The sequence below is a fragment of the Rheinheimera sediminis genome (assembly GCF_004005375.1).
Lineage (GTDB): Bacteria > Pseudomonadota > Gammaproteobacteria > Enterobacterales > Alteromonadaceae > Pararheinheimera.
Map to the genome: position 1 here is coordinate 41,654 of NZ_RZUF01000003.1, position 18,472 is coordinate 60,125.

The following is an 18,472-nucleotide window of genomic DNA, read 5'->3' on the forward strand; positions in this document are numbered from 1 at the left end:
GTCTAGATCGCCAATTCCATAAAAAAGGCATTCTATGCTTGAGAATGTGCTAAAAGCCCCAATACTGCTTCTACAGAGAGAGTTCACAGAGATACATCATGACCCAAGCCTTACCTGTATTTAGTCAAATTGAACCGACACAAATCAAAGCTCGTGTAGAGCAACTGATAGCCCATTGTACTGCAGATATCGAAGCTGTAGTGCAAGAGCCCAATCCAAGCTGGCAGTCGCTGATTGTGGCGTTGGAAGAAAACAGCGATGAGCTTGGTAAGTTCTGGTCGCCGGTATCGCATTTAAACTCTGTGAAAAACAGCCCTGAACTGCGTGAAGCTTACGAAAGCTGCTTGCCGCTGTTATCCGATTTCAGTACTTATGTGGGTCAGCATGAAGGTTTGTATCAGGCGTACTTAAAGCTGTCGCAAAGTGCGGAATACGCCACCTTAACAAAGGCGCAGCAGAAAGTAATTCAAAACGCGTTACGTGATTTTAAATTGTCAGGCATTGGTTTGTCGGATGAGAAAAAACAGCGTTATGGTGAAATTCAAAGCCGTGCTTCTGATTTAGCCTCGAGTTTTTCTAACAATACTCTGGATGCTACCCAAGCCTGGTTTAAGCATGTTGAAGATGAAAGCCTGCTGGCAGGTTTGCCTGAAGATGCCAAATTAGCTGCGGCAGAAGCGGCTGCGCAAAAAGAACTATCCGGCTGGGTCTTTACGCTGGAATTTCCAAGTTATATCGCCATTTTAACTTATGCCGACAATCGCGATTTACGTGCTGAGTTGTATCAGGCTTATTGCACCCGTGCATCCGATCAAGGACCAACGGCGGGTCAGTTTGATAACACAGCCATTATTGAAGAAACCTTAGCGCTACGTCATGAACTGGCGCAGTTGCTGGATTTTGATAACGCAGCGGAAGAATCATTGGCGACCAAAATGGCCGAAAGCCCGGCTCAGGTGCTGGAGTTTTTGGCAGATTTAGCCCGTCGAGCTAAGCCTCAGGCCTTGCAGGACTTGGCTGAGCTGAAAGCTTTTGTCAAAGCTGAATTTGGCGTGGAGGAATTAAATTCCTGGGATGTGACTTATTACTCAGAAAAGTTAAAGCAGGCCAAGTACTCCATTTCCGATGAAGCTTTGCGGCCTTATTTCCCTGAAAGCAAAGTGGTGCCAGGTTTGTTCAGCGTGTTAAATAAGCTATTTGGCATCAGCGTGCAAAAACGTGATGGCGTGGATGTCTGGCATCCGGATGTGAGTTTTTACGATATTTTTGACGCCAAAGGCGAGCTGCGCGGCAGTTTTTATCTGGATTTGTATGCTCGTGCGAAAAAGCGGGGGGGGGCCTGGATGGACGATTGCCAGGGCCGACGCTGGAAAGCGGATGGCAGCCTGCAACATCCGGTGGCCTATTTAACCTGTAATTTTAATAAACCTGTAGGCGGCAAACCTGCGTTATTTACCCATGATGAAGTCGTTACTTTGTTTCATGAGTTTGGTCATGGTTTACACCATATGCTGACCCAAGTGGATGCGTCTGATGTGGCTGGTATCAGCGGTGTAGCCTGGGATGCAGTGGAATTGCCCAGCCAGTTTTTAGAAAATTGGTGTTGGCAGCCTGAAGCCTTGGCGCTTATTTCTGGTCATTACCAGACAGGCGAAGCTTTGCCACAAGATATGCTGGATAAAATGCTGGCAGCGAAGAACTTCCAGTCGGCGCTGTTTTTAGTACGTCAGCTGGAATTTGCTTTGTTTGACTTCCGTTTACATGCCGAATACGACCCGGCTTTGGGTGGCCGTGTGCAGCACATTCTGGATGATGTGCGCCAGCAAGTCTCAGTGATTATGCCGCCACGCTTTAACCGCTTTCAGCATGGCTTTAGTCATATTTTCGCTGGTGGTTATGGTGCTGGTTATTACAGCTATCTATGGGCTGAAGTACTGTCGGCCGATGCCTTTGGTCGTTTTGAAGAAGAAGGTATTTTTAATGCTGCTGTGGGGCAGGATTTCCTGCACTGTATTTTAGAGAAAGGCGGCAGCGCAGAACCTATGGAGCTGTTTAAAGCCTTCCGTGGCCGTGAACCATCGAATGCGGCTCTATTACGCCATATGGGCATAGCAGCTTAGTTCCTTCGTACTTGAAGCTGCAGCTTTGTTGATCAGGTTCCTCGCTCAGGCAGGATGCGGGCGGGGGCCAGCCCACGCCCCTACATGAACTCCAATTACTCTGGACTATGAATAGGAGAAGCCTTGATGGCTTTTGTTGAAAAGTTTGAACAGATCTATCAAAGGGCAGCTGAGCGCAAAGGGGGCAAAGCCGCCTTGCAGTTTTTGTTAAATAAACCCCGTACAGCCGCCCAGCTGAAACAGCTGACAGATGCGGAGTGTTTAAGTGAATTCAGCAAAAAAATCTTTCAGTCTGGTTTTGTCTGGTCTGTGGTAGAGAAAAAGTGGCCTGGTTTTGAAGAGATTTTTTTTGGTTTTGAACCGGAAAAAATGCTGCTGATGAGTGACGAGATGCTGGCAGCCAAAGCCACAGACCCTCGTATTATCCGCAACGCCACCAAGGTGTTTGCGATACGCGACAACGCGCTGATGATCCAGCAGGTCGCTGACAAATATGGCAGCTTTGGCGCTTTTTTAGCTCAGTGGCCAGGTGAAGACATTATTGGCTTATGGGGCTATCTGAAAAAACACGGCTGTCGTTTAGGCGGTAATACCGGCGCTTATGCGCTTCGTATGCTGGGTAAAGATACCTTTATTATCAGCCAGGATTTAGAAGCTTATCTGCGTAACTTTGGTGTGGTCGAAGGTGGTTTAACCAGTCAGAAAAACCAGAAAGCCATTCAACAGCAATTTAACCTGTGGCAACAAGAATCAGGTTTAAGCCTGCAGGAAATCAGCAAAGTGGTCGCCTTTAGCTTTGGTGATAACCATGTAGGCCTGAAGATGTAGTTTTAAGGGGCAAGGTCAAAGCATTGCCTCTTTTTAATCATTTGTTATACCACTTCTGCCCGGGAAATATCCTGCACATAACTAAAAGTTAAACAATCAACCTTCCTACATGCACTGACTTGGGCTAAATACTCAAGTCAAGCAAAGACTGCCGTAAGCTCAAGTTTTACTTACCATTTTAAGTACGGATGAAAAGTTAGTTTTCACACCCTTAACGAGGTCGATCTCTGCTCCGCGGAACGCTAATCATCTATAGTAAGTGTGGTCTATGCATAAAACGCTGGGCCAAGACGGTTATGCGTTGTGTTTTATTTTTGGGTTTATTTGTTTATTTTATTTTATTTTAATGTTTCAATTTTGATTGCTTTTGTTGCATTATGTTTCGGTCAATTCCTTACGAATTGTCTTCTAGCAACTAGAGTAATGTTCTACTACATTTGTTTGATTTTATTTTTAAATGGATGGGCGCAGTTAATTGTTTTGTATTTTTGGAGATACAGATAAATGAGAAACGGAATTAAAGTCGCTTTACTATCATTAGGTTTGTTCGGTGGAGTGCAGTATGATAACTCAGTAAATGAGAGTGGTGCGGATGTTAGTTTTTGGAGTTCAATTAAAGTTACACTAGACTCAGCCCATGCATCAGATGGTGGCATTGAGATTATCGCAATTATAGGGAAGCCGATCAAAAAGCCTGTAGTTGAACGCTGGGAAACGCCAGGTCCTGGCGGTGGTAGCGGTGGTGGCGGTGGTGGTGGCGGTGGTTCGCCGGTGGCGCCGGAAGATCCATCAAAAGAAACTAAAGAAGTCTGTTTTGCCAAAGCCAATCTGGCCTTTAGAAGCTGCCTAAATACCGTTATTGGTCCGGGTAGCCATTATCAAAATGCGGTGGCTTATGTGTGTCCTGCTTTCTTTGATGTTGAGGTCGGAATGAAGGTGATTTTTGGTGGTATTACAGTTCGTAACTATGACTCCTGTATGAATATCGCTAATTCGAAGCGAGATGGGTATGTAAATGGCTGCGAAATAAACCGCGCAATGTATGAATTGCAATGTACAAAAAAATAACTATTTATCAACTGGTCTAATGGAGCTGGACAGTTGAATCAGAAACGAGCTTATAAACAGTATTCTGTGTAGTTCAAAGAAAAAGCTGTTGATTAGTAATAGATGTCAGGAACACGGTCCTTCAGGCTGAAAAATACTTAGGGATTAACCCCAACAAGCGGTATCAGACCAATCACAAGTGAAGTTGCATGAAAAAACTAAGCATTATTAAAGCAATCACAATACTGTTCGTTCTAATACTGATTTTTTATGGCTGGTTCGGCGGCTATTGGTTGAGTAGTGAACAACATCAACAAGCTACTCAAAGTCAGATAGAGCCTGAACTGAACGTCAGCAAGTCAGGTTCAAAACACCTGTTAAGTGATATGAGTAATAACACGCCCCTTCAGGCTGCACTGCCAGTGCAAAAAGATGCCGATAACGCCAATAAAGGTAAAATGGATTACGACTCTGACTGGTGTATTGCGGTGACAGACTTAAACCAGCAGGATATCGACTATTATCATCGCGAGCTGGAAGACCGGAACCTGTCGCGTGGACACATTTCTCCTTTACTGCCTGATGGTTATGGGTCTGATAGAAGTCAATATCTTGTACCCTATATGGCATCGACTTACGATGCACTTTGGCAACAAATTGAGAACGATAATGAATATGCCATGATTGCCGCTTTGAGCCGTCATGATGTTGAGATCGAAAGCCAGCGTAATATTGCACAACGACTGGTTGTTAAAGGCCACACAGGAACAGCGTTGTCGCACTTAATCTTAATAGAGTTAAGCAATGCTGAGATGATATACAAAAAGACAGGCCAAATTAATACTGACATTGAAGAACATATTTACAAGGCACTGGCTTACACCGCATTCGGTATCAAACGTTTTGATTTAGGCGCAGCTTTTACTTATATCACCACTGTCAGTTCAACAGATTTTCCACCCGAACTGAAACCTCTTTATTCATTGGGTAAAGACAATAAAATCAATGATTATATCAATGAGCTGGAGGAACGCATCGATAAAGCGCGCACCATTGGAAATGTGATTATTGCACCACCAGACGAAGGTCCCAAAGCCGCAAAACATGATTTTGAAACCTCCCTCGCTTATTTATCCCGAGCGTACGGTTATGAACTTCAGGCCCTCAAAGACGTGCTCCCTGATACCACTGGCGCTATGCTGGAAGCTTCTGAATGTGTACAAAGGCAAATGGAATTTTTTGGTGACTTAGAGCGCAAAGCCCGCTCCAGAGCAAAATAAGGTGTAGCACAAAGCAGCTGGCAGGCTAGCTCAGAGTCAGGTCTTGCTGTGTGCGTCATTTCCGATTTTCGTTTCCAGCAAATGATCAGAAGTGGCCACACTAACTACTGCCACCGAATCCCTGCTGGGCCAGCCTTCGGCTGTAAGAAAATGCATCCTGCACTTTCTGGCTTTGGATAGCTTTCTTTTGGCGAAGCAAAAGNGGCCTTTAGCTGCGGTGATAACTATGTAGGAATGAAAACCTAAAATTAGGGTCAGAGCACATTGTTAACTGTTAACAATGTGCTCTGACCCCTTTTTTAAACAGGGCTAGGGCGGTTACACTAGCTGTAGTTTTGTCCTTGATCTGAAAAGTTAAAGTAACGCTATGTCCAGCACCTGTTATTTAATCCAGCCCGACTTTCCCCCTGAACTGGCCGAAAGCCTGCAACACCACTTTGGTTTGCAAGCAACAGCTTCGCCCCAAGGCTGGTATTTATGCTGGACTGGTGAGGCTTTGGTGTTACGTAACACTGAACTTAATAAACAAGGCGATATACTGGTCGACTTCGCCAGTGGTGCTGCAACCTACAGACGTAAGTTTGGTGGCGGTAAAAGTGAAGCCATAGCCAAAGCTGTGGGCTTAACTAAAAAACCGGGTTTAACTGTAGTAGATGCAACCGCAGGTTTGGGCCGTGATGCCTTAGTGCTGGCAAGTCTTGGCGCAAAGGTGACTTTAGTGGAGCGTCAGCCTGCTGTAGCGGCTTTATTGGCGGATGGTTTACGCCGGGCAGCCCTAGATCCTGAATTAGCCCATTGGTTGCCTGAACGTATGCAACTGGTATTTGCGCCGTCTCAACAGGCGTTGACCCAATTGCCAAGCCCTGATGTGGTGTATTTAGACCCTATGTTTCCAGCCCGTGAAAAATCGGCCTTGGTGAAAAAAGAAATGCAGGCCTTTCATCAGGTGGTTGGTACAGATGAGGATGCAGATGCCTTGTTTCCGCTCGCCTGGCAACTGGCCAGCAAAAGAGTAGTGGTAAAGCGGCCTGGTTATGCAGAGTTTTTAGCTGGGCAAAAACCCAGCATGCAAATTGAAGGCAAAAATAATAGATTTGATGTGTATGTCAAAGCAGCTCTCGAATAACTGAATGAGCTGGATTAAAAAGGGATAAATTTATGATCAAGATTGGCGATACCTTACCTGAAATCACTTTCGCCCGTTTCACCGACAATGGCCCGGTGAACCTGACCACAGCAGAAGTCTTTAAAGGCGAAAAAGTAGTGTTATTTGCGGTACCAGGTGCTTTCACGCCCACCTGCAGTGCAGCCCATTTACCAGGTTTTATTGAATTGGCGCAGCAGTTTTTTGATAAAGGTGTGGATCGTATTATCTGTACTTCGGTGAACGATGCTTATGTGATGGATGCTTGGGGTAAAGCTCACAACGCCACTGACATTGTATTTTTAGCAGACGGTGCAGGCAAGTTTGCCAAAGCTATTGGTCTGGATATGGATAGCGGCGATTTTGGCGGTCTGCGTTCCAGGCGCTATGCTATGGTTGTGGACAATGCAGTGGTAAAAGCGCTGAATGTCGACGAGCCCAAACAGTTTGAAGTTAGTAAAGCTGAAGTGATGTTAGAGCTGGTGTAAGCCAGCTCTATAGTTAATTGCTGCTTCAATAGGTTAAGGAAATACTTTTGGGCAAGGAGACATAGGCTAAGACAGCCCTGTCGCGTATGCGTGAGTCTTGATGATAATGCTGAGCGCGATAGGACTGGCAATAGGCTACGGCATCGCCTTGCTGGTGCAGGAAATCATTCTGCTGAATTTTGGATAACACCTCTTTCCATCCAATAACGGCTTGTTGTGGAGCTGTAGGCAGAGTTAATAAAATACGTTCGGACGCTGCAAACTCACTTTCAGTCGCGACGGCCAGCATGTTATCTGTGGCTTCTCCGAGCCAGCAAGTGCCGCTTTTTGAGATGTATAGCAAAGGCATATAAGGTGCCAGAGCGGGGCAGATATCATTGCGATAAACGTCTACTTCCCAATAACTTCGGGCTACGGCTATAAATTGCTCAAAGCTGGTTACTGCGGCAAAACCTGAACTGGCTAAAGGTAACACTTCAATCCGCGGTTTATTCGGGTTCACTGTATCGTTTGAAACATCCAAATACCAATCGCCAATAGCCATCGCATTCTGAAAATAAACACCCCGTAAAGCGCCCCATATTTTTTTCAGGCTCTCACCTTTTTGCAGCTGGTCGCGGATTAAAACCAACCCAGGTTCTGTCGCTTGTGGTAGTTGTTGCTGTAACTTGATAAAAACCGCATCGCGAATTTCTTTGCAGCGCCCCAAGGGGTAAGTCTTAGTGCCCAGATAAGGGTAACGTGGAACCAGTTCTAAATCGACCAACAACCGCAACTGGGCTAAGTCGGCCACTACAGCATTGACTTGCTCATTGTTCCATTGCTGAATTTCGTTTTCTGCGGAGTTCATATTTTGCTAAGCACCTGATGTTTATGTCATAACATCATAGATATAGCATAGTTCCTTATGACTGTGGCTAAGGTTCAAAGCCTATTGCGAGCGGATAAGGGCCGCTTATGGCAAATACAAGGTACCATTTGCCTTGATGAGAGTGAGCCACTGCTGTGACAAAACCTGAGCTTGTTCAATCTGCTCCGGGCTAAGTTCTGACTCACGACGTTGCACAAACCATGAGTATCTGCTTTGTAATTCATTGTCGTCTGTCAGTTCCAGGATCAGCAGGTTTAAGGCGTAAGATTTAGCCCGGCCATTGGCACCATAGTTTTGTGAGTGGTGCATAGTCGACAATGTGATCAGCGCTTTGATGCTGCCATGCTGCGACGCGGATTCCAGTAAAGAGAGCTGGAGCTGAATAAATTCTTCCCGCTTTTGGATATAGGCTTCGCGTTCAAGCTCAGTTGAGTCAGCTAATTGCATAAATTGCTCTGACGTGATTGTGGCCATCTCCTCCTGAGCCGGCACATAACCCGCTTTGGCGGCACTTTCTAAATAAAGGTAGAATTCAGCCCGTTGCTGTTGGTCTATTCCTTCACAAAACTCATAGCGTTGTTTGATGTCAGCTATAGCAAAGCCATCATCTTTATACTGATAGGCTTGTTGCAGCCGCTCCTCTAAATCAGTCTCATCCAGTGGCGCTGTGTTACAAAACTTCAGGTTCATTGCCAGACTATAAGCAGCTGGCAGATCGCCTTGGTCTGCCCGATTTTTCAGTGTTATCAGCTGAGTTTGTAAAGGCTGATCCAGTGTCCAGTCTGGTCGTTCAATCACGACCAGCTGTTCAGCTGTAGCTGCTGGGGCCGGGTTGGTTTGTGTTACCAGTTCTTTCTGAACAGCGAAGGGCACAGGGTTGGGTTCTTCAATATCATCGCTTTGCTGAGTTTGCGGCTTAGTGTTGCTGTGATTGCTGGCTATAAAAACCAGGCCACCGCAGACCAGCAAGGCGAACAGCAAAGCCACTAAGGTCTTAGTTAAAAGCTTTTGCATTACATTCCTTGTAAAAGTGCGAGCCAGGCGTTTAGTTTGTAACTAATTCCAGCGCCGCTTGAATTGAAGGCCAGACTTCATCAGCACTGGCCTGGTCTTCCGCTGTTAAGCTTTGGCCTGATAACACCAGTACTTTACGGCCAACACCAGCAGCTTTGGCTGCCTGCATATCGGCTTTTTTATCACCCAGCATCAGGCTTTGGTTGGGGTCAATCTGATACTTGTGGATGGCCTCCAGCAGCATACCTGGCGCTGGTTTACGGCAATCGCAGTCGATTTGATAAGGTGGCTTGGCATTGACCGGATGATGTGGGCAAAAAAATACATCGGTCAGAGTCACGCCATGAGCTTCAAACTGTGCTTTCATCCAGTCAGTTAATTCATGAAACTGCTGCTCGTTGTAATAGCCGCGGCCTATACCAGATTGGTTAGTGACCACTATCAAAAGATAACCCAGTTGCTGCAAATGACGGCAAGCGTCAAATACGCCGTCAATAAACTCGAATTGCGAAGGCTCACTGACATAGCCATGGTCGACATTAATCACACCATCACGGTCTAAAAAGGCGGCTTTTTGCATCTTTTTCATAGTTTCTGTTCGGCCACTACTTTATCAAACATAGCAGTCACGGCCTCTACAGCTATTTTCTGCATAATATCGCTGCCTTTGACGCGGGTGCCCCATTTCAGCTCTGCTGCAGTTTTGCCTTGCTGTGCCAGTAACGACTGGTGATAGACCTCCACCACATACTGGCGGAATAAATAAGGCCCGGTGCGGTCCGGATTACTGTGGCCATATAAACCTATCACCGGAGTGCCAACAGCCACCGCCATATGAGCTGGGCCTGTGTCGGGTGCCAAGACTAAACTGGCGTGTTTTAATAAAGCCAGCAGCTGTTTTAAATTGGTTTTGCCGGTCAGGTCTGTAATGGGCTGCTTGGCTGAAGCCAGAATGGCCTGACTTAAACTGCGTTCCAGCTCTGTTGGGCCGCCGCATAAGATCACGGCAAAGCCTTTGGCATGAGCATAATCGGCCAAAGCTGCATAACGTTCTGGTAGCCAGTTACGTTCTGCTTTAGAGGCGGCAGGGCTGATAATCAAAACGCGGGAGTTGCCAGTGGCGGCTAGCTGCTGTTTAGCCCATAACTCGTCTGCTGCAGGAATAGGCAGTTGCCATGTTGGAGTTTTTCCAAGTTCTTGCTCTGTAACCCCAACAGCTTTGGCAAACTGGCGAAAGCCATCCAATACATGGCTGCGTGGTGCTGGTTCTATGCGGTGACGCATAAAAAGCGCATGTAACTCTTTGGCAGTGTGCCAGTCAAAACCAATCTTTTTGCGCGCCTTAATGCAGAGCGAGGCGAGGTTAGCGCGAAAGGCCACCTGCATATGCAGCAGCAGATCAAAATAGTCGTGTTTTAAATCCTGCTTCAGCTGGCTATAAGCGGCTTTGCCGAGCTTTTTATCAAAGACGACAAAACGTACAGCTGGCAAACCTTCCAGCAAACGGGCTTCGATTTTGCCGATAATCCAGGTGATTTGTGCCTCTGGGTACTGGCGCTGAATAGCTTGCACTACAGAGACTGCATTGCAGACATCACCTATAGCGGATAAACGCAGAATACAAATGGACTTGAACTGTGGCACTGACAAATTAGTTATTTCCCTGCAAGTCCTGAATTTTCCGTATGACTTTGCTGGTGGACCGGCCATCAACAAAAGTCAGTACTTGTACTTCGCCACCATGAGCTATCACCACATCTGCACCTACTATGGTTGCAATGCTGTAGTCGCCGCCTTTGACTAAGACGTCTGGCAATATGGTGCTGATTAATTTGAGCGGCGTGTCATTTTCGGCAAGGTCATCGCCAAAAGGCACCACCCAGTCGACACTGGCCAAACTTGCCAGCACTGTGGCGCGGTCTTCTAAGGTATTGATAGGGCGCTGTTCGCCTTTTAAGCGGCGCACTGAAGCATCAGAATTCAGGCCTACGACTAAACGATCACCCAAGGCCTTAGCCTGAGCTAAATAACGCACATGACCAGCGTGTAAAATGTCAAAACAGCCATTAGTAAAAACTATACGCTCGCCGTTTTGACGGGCAAACTGAATATGCTGCAGTACTTTATCAAAAGGCGTCTGGTAAAAATCGCCCTGACGGAATAAATCTTTATTTAGCTTAGCGGCCAACTCTTCTGGAGAAACTGTGGCTGCGCCGACTTTGCCGACCACTATGCCAGCCGCCAAGTTCGCCAGTTGAGTAGCGTCATGCAGCGACATGCCAGCACTTAACATCACAGCTAAAGTGGCTATTACGGTATCGCCAGCACCTGTTACATCACTGACTTCCAGCACTTGGGCCGGGAAGTGATGATGTTCAGTCGCGGTAATCAGGCTCATGCCTTGTTCGCTGCGGGTTAATAAAATCGAGGCTAAACCGGCTTTTTGCATCAGTTCGCGGGCTGAACTGAGCATTTCTTCCACTGAAGCTATTTTGCCGCCAGCGGTTTTAAATTCACCTAAATTCGGTGTAATCACATCAGCACCGGCGTACACCGATAAATCTGCTTGTTTGGGGTCAACCAATACGGTTTTGCCTGCCGCTTTGGCCAGTGTGATCATTTTAGAAATCTGCTGCAACGAGCCTTTATTGTAATCACTAAACAGGATCACATCGTAGTTTTGATACACAGCAGCAAAACGTTCCGCCAGGAGTTCGGCATCTTCGCTGCTGAACCTTTCTTCCTGATCCAGCCGCACTATTTGCTGTTGGCGTGACACCACCCGCATTTTGGCGATAGTAGGTTTGTCATTCTGACTAAACAATTCTGAATGAATTTGTTCACCCGCCAGCAATTGCTGCAGCGATTCACCAGCGCTGTCGTTACCAATAATACCTAATAAGCCCACTTTACCGTCCAAATGGGCGATATTACGTGCCACGTTGGCAGCGCCGCCGGCTTTGTCTTCTATTTTGCTGATTTTCACCACAGGCACCGGGGCTTCGGGCGATATACGCTGCGAGTCGCCATTAAAATAGCGGTCCAGCATCACATCACCCACCACCAGCACAGAAGCAGAAGACAAATTTTGCAGCAGGCTTAAGTTAATCATCAGTTGTTTCCCGTAATGGCTAAATCCAGCGCTTCACAAAGCCAGTGGCCAATAAACATATGTACTTCCTGAATACGGGCTGTTTCGTCGTTTTTAACGATAATAGGCAGTTTGGCGATGTCTTTGACTAAACCACCATCACGGCCAGTCAGGGCGATTGTGAAAGCGCCTAAGTCATTGGCTGCTTTTAAAGCTAAATTGATATTTGGGCTTTTGCCTGAAGTCGTCAGGCCAATCACCACGTCTTGTGGCCGTACTAAACCTAACACCTGGCGCTCAAATACGCTGTCAAAATGGTAGTCGTTGGCATGGGCGGTCAAAATAGAAGTGTCGGTAGTTAAGGCGATAGAGGCCAGTGGGCCACGTTCTGCTTTGTATCTCACCATAAATTCCGCTGCTAAATGCTGGCTGTCGGCGGCGCTGCCGCCATTGCCCATCCATACTACTTTGCCACCTTGTTTTAAGCAGTGTTGTACTGCTTCCAACAGCTGCATGGCTTGCTCATGATAGGCTTCCACTGTGGCAAAAGCGTCACGGTGACGTTGTAAACTATCTAAAAAGCTGCTTTTTAAACTGGGTGTTGAATTGGATTTTACATCTGACATAGCAGGCTCGGTTTAGCTCAATGAATAAAGCATTTTAACGGATCTTGTTTATTGCAAAAGAACTTTTTAGCGTTCAACTTTTTTTAGCTGATGATTTTGCGGTAAAGACCTGAGCCCGGACTGAACAATGGACTGGATGAAACAGTTTTTGTCCATTGCTGCTTATAGGATAAGATTGTGGACTCACAGGCAGAATCAGTCAGGAGACAGCTTTGACGGCCGCTATTACTATGCCAATTTGGGTGATAAATCTGGATAGCTCTTTCGAGCGTTATGAGTCTACAGTAAAGCAACTAAAGCAGCTGGGGTTAACTGCGGAACGTTTTAGTGCAGTGTATGGTAAAAATTTAACTGCAGAGCAAGTTGAAGCCTGTTACGACCGCCATTTGAATAAATCCTTGTTTCGCCGACCTTTATCGCCAGGTGAAATTGGTTGCTATTTAAGCCACAGGGCTTTATGGCAGCGTATGGTCGATGAGAATATCGTAGTGGCTATAGTGCTGGAAGACGATATAGAGGTTGAACCAGGTTTTCCTGATGTGCTGGCACTGGTTGAGAAATTGCAGCAATGGGACATGATCAAACTGTCGGATAACCGTAATGGCCAGGGCTATCAATCTTTACCATTAACTGCAGACTACAGGCTAGTGAATTTTCGTAAAGTGCCAAACTGCACTACGGGTTATGCCATTAGTTTACAAGGTGCGAAAAAACTACTGGCAAGGCCAAAAATTTTCCGGCCTGTGGATGTCGATTTGCAGTTTTATCCTGAACTGGATTTTACTGTCTACTCAATTTTGCCCTATACCGTCTGGCCTTCCAGTAGGTTTGAAAGTGAAATTGATTTGATGAGTGGCGGTAGCCGCAAAGGCGGCACTGCGTTTTGGCACAACATAAGGTATAGAGTGCAGCTAGGCTGGGTTCGTAAAACCGCTATATCAGGCGATTTAAGCACCATAAGTCAGAGCTAAGAAAGGCTGCAGTAAAAACAGGCCTGAGCTAGCCTGTTTTTACGTTTTTTAACCGGCTTTGACTACGCCATAGTCGGTATAGCGTTTTTTCTGTTGCTGGGTTTGTTTACGGATTTGTTTATTTTTTGCTCTCATTTCGTCCGTGACATAACCACGGGCGTGATCCAAATGTACGCACACTGCGGTGTAGCGAACTCTTTTTACCTCAATACCGTTAAATTTCATCCGATCGCCCATTTCGCAATCTTCACCACCATACTGCATGCGCTCGTCAAAACCGTTTACTGCCAGAATATCCTTTTTCCAGCCAGACGCATTATGACCATTCCAGGTTTTGGCCGTAGGGATCAGGGCATTGCAAAGGTCAGCCAGCAAACCTGATGCCGTTAAACGTAATTTTTTGCCTTTGGCCGGGTAGCCATGCTGAATTAACCAGTTCATATCAAAAGCTTTACCTGATTGAATAGCGTCCTGATCAATGGCTTCACTACAACTCATAGGTAATTTGAAGTAGCCACCTGACAAGAAATAACCCGGTTTGGCATTGGCTCTGTGCACGGCAACAAAATCACGGCGTGGCACGCAGTCACCATCCGTAAATATCAGGTAATTGCCTGTGCTTGCCACTATGGCTTTATTTAAAATAATACATTTTTGAAAGCCGTTATCCGCATGCCATACATGTTGGATCCGAAGTGTGCTTTGTTGCTGAAACTCCTTAATCAGTTCAGCTGTAGCTTCGGTAGAGCCATCGTCTGCAATCACGATTTCAAAATCTGTATCGGTTTGGGCGGCAAAGCCCCACAGCACCTTAGTTAACCACAATGGGCTATTGTAAGTAGAAATAATGATACTGATTTGAGGGTTATGTTCAGGCATGCGATAAACCATTTATTCAGAGATTAAAACTTAAATAGAAGGTTATGATCATCTAAAGACAGGCTTTGGATCAAGGAATATATCCTTTGACGCTGGTGAACTGCTGAATTGCATTTTTCCGGCTCAGGATTTTATCTGGTATCATTTGCCGGCTTGAATACCTTTTCTGCTGAGGCTGTGACTGCTTTGAGTTTATTGTTCTATTCAGTGTTACTGCTATTGGCAACCCCCTTAGTGTTGCTTTATCTGCTATTGCGCTCGCGCAAAGACCCGGCATATCGCCAGCGTTTTGCGGAGCGTTTCGCTTTAACCTTACCTGCAGCTTCAGCTAAAGACGGCATAGTGCTGCATACAGTCTCTGTAGGGGAGTTTAACGCCGCCAAGCCTTTGATTAAACAGTTGTTAGTGCAGTACCCGCAACTTCCCTTAACTATCACTTGCACCACACCTACAGCTTCAGCCGCTATTGCTAAGCTAGTGGCTGAACAGCGCGAATTGGGCCGCAAGCTAGAGCATTGTTACCTGCCTTTTGATTACCCTGTATTGATGCGGCGCTGGCTGAGTTTTATGCAGCCGCAGTTGCTACTGATTTTAGAAACTGAGCTGTGGCCTAATCTGATAGCGAATTGCAAAGCGCTGTCTATTCCAACTTTGGTGGTCAATGCGCGTTTATCGGCACGTTCAGCCAAAGGTTATCGGCGTTTTAGTTTTTTCACTCGGCCTATGCTACAGAACATCAGCCAAATTCTGACGCAGGATAAAGCCAGTGCCCGCCGCTTTTTAGCTTTGGGTGCAAAGCATGTGCAGGTGGCAGGTAACTTAAAATTTGAACTGGATGTGTCTAAAAGCAGCATTCAACTGGCGCACAGCTTAAAACCTCTGTTGCAAGGCCGGGCAGTCTGGGTGGCTGGCAGTACTCATGTGGGTGAAGATGAGCTGCTTATTCAGGCTTATCAGCAATTAAAAGTTGTGTTCCCACAGCTGCTGCTGGTGCTGGTACCACGACATCCGGAGCGTTTTGATGCTGTGGCAGAGCTATTACAACAACAGCAACTGAACTTTGTCCGCCGCAGTGTGAATGGTTTGCCCGATGTCAGCACCCAAGTCTGGCTTGGCGATTCGATGGGCGAGTTATTAAGCTGGTATCAACTCGCTGATTTTGTTTTTATCGGTGGCAGCCTGATTGAACGTGGTGGCCATAACCCGCTGGAAGCTATGGCTTTTGGCAAAGCCGTTTTATCCGGCCCTTATGTGTTTAATTTTCAGCTGGTGTTTCAGTTGCTGCAACAGCAGCAGGCTTATGTTCAGGTAAGTACAGTGACTGATTTGGTGAGCACTGTAGCTCAACTTATTCAGCAGCCAGAGCTTGCTATTCAGACCGGCGCTAAGGGTTTACAGCTGTATCAGCAGCAACAAGGTGCAGTGGCGCGGATTATGGCAAAAGTGCAGGAATTAGTGCCTATGGCTGAAGTTGAAAAGTTAAATCAAGGCAATAACTTAGCCTGGTTTGACCCGCACTTTTATCCGAACTTTGAGTTGGCTTACTTCCAAAGCGAATTCTGGTTGCAACAGGGCTTAGTCGCAGGTCAGTCGAAAGGCCGTAATACAGTTTGGTTTATCCGCCAGCAGAATGCCAAAGAGGCGGTGCTGCGGCATTATTACCGAGGCGGTTTGGTTGGCAAACTGAATAAAGATAAATTCTGGCCAGAGCCTGCAGCACAAAGCCGTGCTATGGCGGAATTTAGTTTACTCTGGCAAATGCGCTTATGGGGTTTGCCTGTGCCGCGGCCTTGCGCTGCTTTGTATCAAAAGCACGGCTTCAGCTATAGCGCTGATATTTTGATTGAACGGATCCCAGGCACCATAGACTTGGCGCACCTGCTGCAACAACGCGCTTTAACCAACTTAGAATGGACAGAGCTGGGTGCTTTAATAGCCCGCTTCCATCAGCATCAGGTGTATCACTCTGATTTAAATTGCCACAATATTTTGCTGGATAGTCAGGGCCAGTTTTGGCTGATCGACTTTGATAAATGCGCTATTCGCCACGTAGCAGACTATCCTGATCAAAGCTGGAAAGCACAGAATCTGCAGCGTCTTTTGCGCTCTTTAAATAAAGAAAAACAGCAGTTGCCAGTCTTCCATTGGCAGAGCGACCAATTCGCTGCGCTTGAGCTGGGTTATCAGCAAGCGGGCCTGAACCAGACAAACCAAATCATACAGAGTACAAATTAATGCAGCAGTGGGACGTAATAGTTATAGGTGCAGGCGCAGCTGGTTTATTCAGCGCTATTGAAGCTGCCAAAAGAGGCCGTAAAACCCTGGTGCTGGATAACGGCAAACGTATAGGCCGCAAAATTCTGATGTCGGGTGGCGGCCGCTGTAACTTCACCAATATCTACGCCAGCCCGGCTAATTTTTTATCGCAAAACCCGCATTTTTGTAAATCGGCGTTAATCCGTTATACCCAATGGGATTTTATTGCTTTGGTGCAGCAATACGGCATTGCCTATCACGAAAAAACTTTGGGCCAGCTGTTTTGTGACGACAGCGCCAAAGACATAGTGGATATGCTGCAACAAGAATGCGACAAGGCTGGCGTTTCTATTGCGCTGCAACAAGATATTCAAAACGTTAGTTTTGCTGATGGAGTCTATACAGTCACTACACCTCAGCTTAGCCGCAGCTGTCAGAGTTTAGTGGTGGCCAGTGGTGGTTTAAGTTTGCCGAATCTAGGTGCTACAGCTTATGGCTTTCAGCTGGCCGAACAGTTTGGTTTAAATGTATTGCCGGTGCGCGCTGCTTTAGTGCCTTTAACCTGGCAACCGGCTGATAAAGCGGTATTTGAAGAAATCAGCGGTGTGTCTTTACCTGTTACGGCTGAAGCTAACGATGTGGTGTTTCCGGAAGATATGCTGTTTACCCACAGGGGCTTAAGTGGCCCTGCTATTTTGCAAATCTCCAGCTTCTGGCAACCGGGCGACGAGCTGATTATTAACTTATCGCCGCAGCAGGATTTAAACGAATTCCTGCTGGAGCAACAGCAAAAACACCCAGAGCAGGAACTTAAAACTATACTGTCGCGTTTGCTGCCAAAGCGTTTAGTCGAAAAACTGCTGGAGCTGAATGTATTTCAAAATCAGCCTATTAAGGCGCTGCACGCTAAATCCATCCAGCGTTTAGCCGACAGCCTGACTCATTATGTGTTTAAACCCAACGGCACCGAAGGCTACCGCACCGCCGAAGTGACTTTAGGCGGGGTCGACACCAACGAACTCTCGTCCAAAACCATGGAAGCAAAAAAACAACCAGGCCTGTATTTTGTCGGCGAAGTGGTAGACGTTACTGGTTGGTTAGGAGGCTATAATTTTCAATGGGCCTGGGCATCCGGTTGGGTGGCAGGGCAGTACTGTTAGTTTGAAATTTTGCCTCAATGCATGATGAAACAACCTATGGATTGTCAGTAACAGCTTGTGCGTTTTAAGCGTTCAGAAGAGCCTTTAGCTGAAGCTATTGCTTTATCTGAACAGCGAGCTTTTACGGAGCTTGAACAGTCGGGCTTTATCCATAGATTTGAGTTATGTTTTGATTTGGCTTGCAAATTTATTGAACACTATTGCCACCACCAAGAACCGCAGGTATCCATCCAAGGTAGGCGCGATGCTTTCCGCTACGTTTTCAAATATGGTTTGATCGATGATGTCCAGCTTTGGATGGATATGATGAAAAGCCGCCAGCATACAGTGCACTCTTACAATAAGAATACCGCCGATGAAATTACACTAGAGGTGATCCAGCGATATTAGCCGGCACTGATGGCTTTAAAGCAGCAATTGGCAGATAAAGCAGCCCCTTATAAATAAGGTTCTAAGCGACGGTCTACCCGCACAGGTTGTTCAGGCTATTCAACTGGTACTGTCGCAGTATCCACAAGTGCGATCTGCTGTTTTATATAGCTCTCGCGCTAAAGGAAATTTCAGGGAAGGTTCTGATATTGATCTGACCTTTTAAAACAGACTCTACTGCCGATACAGCTTTGATTGAGCATATTAGTAGGGTTGGTGTAAATTTTTATCCCGCTTCCAGTTAAACTCTCCGCTCTTTTGTTAATAG

The 18,472-nt window shown here is 46.4% G+C and carries 18 protein-coding genes; 11 read left to right on the forward strand and 7 right to left on the reverse strand.

What is annotated here, in order from left to right:
• Positions 1 to 98 precede the first annotated feature (98 nt).
• The 6 genes from prlC to EMM73_RS02385 all read left to right on the forward strand — a co-directional run bounded on the left by prlC (position 99) and on the right by EMM73_RS02385 (position 6,907).
• Positions 99 to 2,120 (forward strand): oligopeptidase A, encoded by a 2,022-nt coding sequence (prlC, locus tag EMM73_RS02360; RefSeq protein WP_127684858.1) that lies wholly within the window; start codon positions 99 to 101, stop codon positions 2,118 to 2,120.
• A gap of 126 nt (positions 2,121 to 2,246) precedes the next feature.
• Positions 2,247 to 2,948: a DNA-3-methyladenine glycosylase I gene (locus tag EMM73_RS02365; protein WP_127684859.1), complete on the forward strand. Its 702-nt coding sequence runs from the start codon at positions 2,247 to 2,249 to the stop codon at positions 2,946 to 2,948.
• 504 nt (positions 2,949 to 3,452) lie between these two features.
• Positions 3,453 to 4,016, forward strand: a complete 564-nt coding sequence (locus EMM73_RS02370; RefSeq protein WP_127684860.1) for a hypothetical protein — start codon at positions 3,453 to 3,455, stop codon at positions 4,014 to 4,016.
• A 188-nt stretch (positions 4,017 to 4,204) separates the two neighbouring features.
• Positions 4,205 to 5,275 (forward strand): hypothetical protein, encoded by a 1,071-nt coding sequence (locus EMM73_RS02375; RefSeq protein WP_127684861.1) that lies wholly within the window; start codon positions 4,205 to 4,207, stop codon positions 5,273 to 5,275.
• A 367-nt stretch (positions 5,276 to 5,642) separates the two neighbouring features.
• On the forward strand, positions 5,643 to 6,401 hold the full coding sequence (locus EMM73_RS02380) for a class I SAM-dependent methyltransferase (protein WP_127684862.1): 759 nt from the start codon (positions 5,643 to 5,645) through the stop codon (positions 6,399 to 6,401).
• Positions 6,402 to 6,433: 32 nt separating this feature from the next.
• Positions 6,434 to 6,907 (forward strand): peroxiredoxin, encoded by a 474-nt coding sequence (locus EMM73_RS02385; RefSeq protein WP_127684863.1) that lies wholly within the window; start codon positions 6,434 to 6,436, stop codon positions 6,905 to 6,907.
• A 25-nt stretch (positions 6,908 to 6,932) separates the two neighbouring features.
• Here EMM73_RS02385 and EMM73_RS02390 read toward each other — a convergent pair whose 3' ends face one another.
• From EMM73_RS02390 to EMM73_RS02415, 6 genes are all read right to left on the reverse strand, one after another.
• Positions 6,933 to 7,757: a hypothetical protein gene (locus EMM73_RS02390; protein ID WP_127684864.1), complete on the reverse strand. Its 825-nt coding sequence runs from the start codon at positions 7,755 to 7,757 to the stop codon at positions 6,933 to 6,935.
• Between the two features lie 105 nt (positions 7,758 to 7,862).
• Entirely contained in the window at positions 7,863 to 8,792 is a 930-nt protein-coding gene (locus EMM73_RS02395; protein ID WP_127684865.1) for a hypothetical protein, read from the reverse strand.
• A gap of 31 nt (positions 8,793 to 8,823) precedes the next feature.
• The gene (gene gmhB, locus EMM73_RS02400; protein WP_222422576.1) at positions 8,824 to 9,381 is read right to left on the reverse strand and encodes a D-glycero-beta-D-manno-heptose 1,7-bisphosphate 7-phosphatase; all 558 of its coding nucleotides are present in this window, start codon (positions 9,379 to 9,381) and stop codon (positions 8,824 to 8,826) included.
• Positions 9,378 to 10,442: a glycosyltransferase family 9 protein gene (locus EMM73_RS02405; protein ID WP_127684866.1), complete on the reverse strand. Its 1,065-nt coding sequence runs from the start codon at positions 10,440 to 10,442 to the stop codon at positions 9,378 to 9,380. The genes gmhB and EMM73_RS02405 overlap by 4 nt, the downstream gene beginning before the upstream one ends.
• Before the next feature lies 1 nt (position 10,443).
• Positions 10,444 to 11,904, reverse strand: a complete 1,461-nt coding sequence (gene hldE / locus EMM73_RS02410) for a bifunctional D-glycero-beta-D-manno-heptose-7-phosphate kinase/D-glycero-beta-D-manno-heptose 1-phosphate adenylyltransferase HldE (protein ID WP_186435097.1) — start codon at positions 11,902 to 11,904, stop codon at positions 10,444 to 10,446.
• Positions 11,904 to 12,509, reverse strand: a complete 606-nt coding sequence (locus EMM73_RS02415) for a D-sedoheptulose-7-phosphate isomerase (protein ID WP_127684867.1) — start codon at positions 12,507 to 12,509, stop codon at positions 11,904 to 11,906. The genes hldE and EMM73_RS02415 overlap by 1 nt, the downstream gene beginning before the upstream one ends.
• A 212-nt stretch (positions 12,510 to 12,721) precedes the next feature.
• On the opposite strand from EMM73_RS02415, the gene EMM73_RS02420 reads away from it, so the two are divergent.
• On the forward strand, positions 12,722 to 13,480 hold the full coding sequence (locus EMM73_RS02420) for a glycosyltransferase family 25 protein (protein ID WP_127684868.1): 759 nt from the start codon (positions 12,722 to 12,724) through the stop codon (positions 13,478 to 13,480).
• 48 nt (positions 13,481 to 13,528) lie between these two features.
• Here EMM73_RS02420 and EMM73_RS02425 read toward each other — a convergent pair whose 3' ends face one another.
• On the reverse strand, positions 13,529 to 14,359 hold the full coding sequence (locus EMM73_RS02425) for a glycosyltransferase family 2 protein (protein WP_222422577.1): 831 nt from the start codon (positions 14,357 to 14,359) through the stop codon (positions 13,529 to 13,531).
• Positions 14,360 to 14,536: 177 nt separating this feature from the next.
• On the opposite strand from EMM73_RS02425, the gene waaA reads away from it, so the two are divergent.
• The 4 genes from waaA (at position 14,537) to EMM73_RS20280 (ending at position 18,370) form a co-directional block, all read left to right on the forward strand.
• Positions 14,537 to 16,594: a lipid IV(A) 3-deoxy-D-manno-octulosonic acid transferase gene (gene waaA / locus EMM73_RS02430; RefSeq protein ID WP_409994295.1), complete on the forward strand. Its 2,058-nt coding sequence runs from the start codon at positions 14,537 to 14,539 to the stop codon at positions 16,592 to 16,594.
• The gene (locus EMM73_RS02435; RefSeq protein ID WP_127684870.1) at positions 16,594 to 17,775 is read left to right on the forward strand and encodes a BaiN/RdsA family NAD(P)/FAD-dependent oxidoreductase; all 1,182 of its coding nucleotides are present in this window, start codon (positions 16,594 to 16,596) and stop codon (positions 17,773 to 17,775) included. Before waaA ends, EMM73_RS02435 begins: the two co-directional genes overlap by 1 nt.
• Positions 17,776 to 17,832: 57 nt before the next feature.
• Positions 17,833 to 18,165: an HI0074 family nucleotidyltransferase substrate-binding subunit gene (locus tag EMM73_RS02440; protein ID WP_127684871.1), complete on the forward strand. Its 333-nt coding sequence runs from the start codon at positions 17,833 to 17,835 to the stop codon at positions 18,163 to 18,165.
• A 103-nt stretch (positions 18,166 to 18,268) separates the two neighbouring features.
• Complete coding sequence (locus EMM73_RS20280; protein WP_409994296.1) at positions 18,269 to 18,370, forward strand: nucleotidyltransferase domain-containing protein; 102 nt, start codon at positions 18,269 to 18,271, stop codon at positions 18,368 to 18,370.
• Positions 18,371 to 18,472: the final 102 nt, after the last annotated feature.

Excerpts from the sequence above, each read along its gene's own strand:
- prlC (WP_127684858.1), top strand. The coding sequence starts at position 99 with ATGACCCAAGCCTTACCTGTATTTAGTCAAATTGAACCGACACAAATC.
- EMM73_RS02365 (WP_127684859.1), top strand. The coding sequence starts at position 2,247 with ATGGCTTTTGTTGAAAAGTTTGAACAGATCTATCAAAGGGCAGCTGAG.
- EMM73_RS02370 (WP_127684860.1), top strand. The coding sequence starts at position 3,453 with ATGAGAAACGGAATTAAAGTCGCTTTACTATCATTAGGTTTGTTCGGT.
- EMM73_RS02375 (WP_127684861.1), top strand. The coding sequence starts at position 4,205 with ATGAAAAAACTAAGCATTATTAAAGCAATCACAATACTGTTCGTTCTA.
- EMM73_RS02380 (WP_127684862.1), top strand. The coding sequence starts at position 5,643 with ATGTCCAGCACCTGTTATTTAATCCAGCCCGACTTTCCCCCTGAACTG.
- EMM73_RS02385 (WP_127684863.1), top strand. The coding sequence starts at position 6,434 with ATGATCAAGATTGGCGATACCTTACCTGAAATCACTTTCGCCCGTTTC.
- EMM73_RS02390 (WP_127684864.1), bottom strand. The coding sequence starts at position 7,757 with ATGAACTCCGCAGAAAACGAAATTCAGCAATGGAACAATGAGCAAGTC.
- EMM73_RS02395 (WP_127684865.1), bottom strand. The coding sequence starts at position 8,792 with ATGCAAAAGCTTTTAACTAAGACCTTAGTGGCTTTGCTGTTCGCCTTG.
- gmhB (WP_222422576.1), bottom strand. The coding sequence starts at position 9,381 with ATGAAAAAGATGCAAAAAGCCGCCTTTTTAGACCGTGATGGTGTGATT.
- hldE (WP_186435097.1), bottom strand. The coding sequence starts at position 11,904 with ATGATTAACTTAAGCCTGCTGCAAAATTTGTCTTCTGCTTCTGTGCTG.
- EMM73_RS02415 (WP_127684867.1), bottom strand. The coding sequence starts at position 12,509 with ATGTCAGATGTAAAATCCAATTCAACACCCAGTTTAAAAAGCAGCTTT.
- EMM73_RS02425 (WP_222422577.1), bottom strand. The coding sequence starts at position 14,359 with ATGCCTGAACATAACCCTCAAATCAGTATCATTATTTCTACTTACAAT.
- EMM73_RS02435 (WP_127684870.1), top strand. The coding sequence starts at position 16,594 with ATGCAGCAGTGGGACGTAATAGTTATAGGTGCAGGCGCAGCTGGTTTA.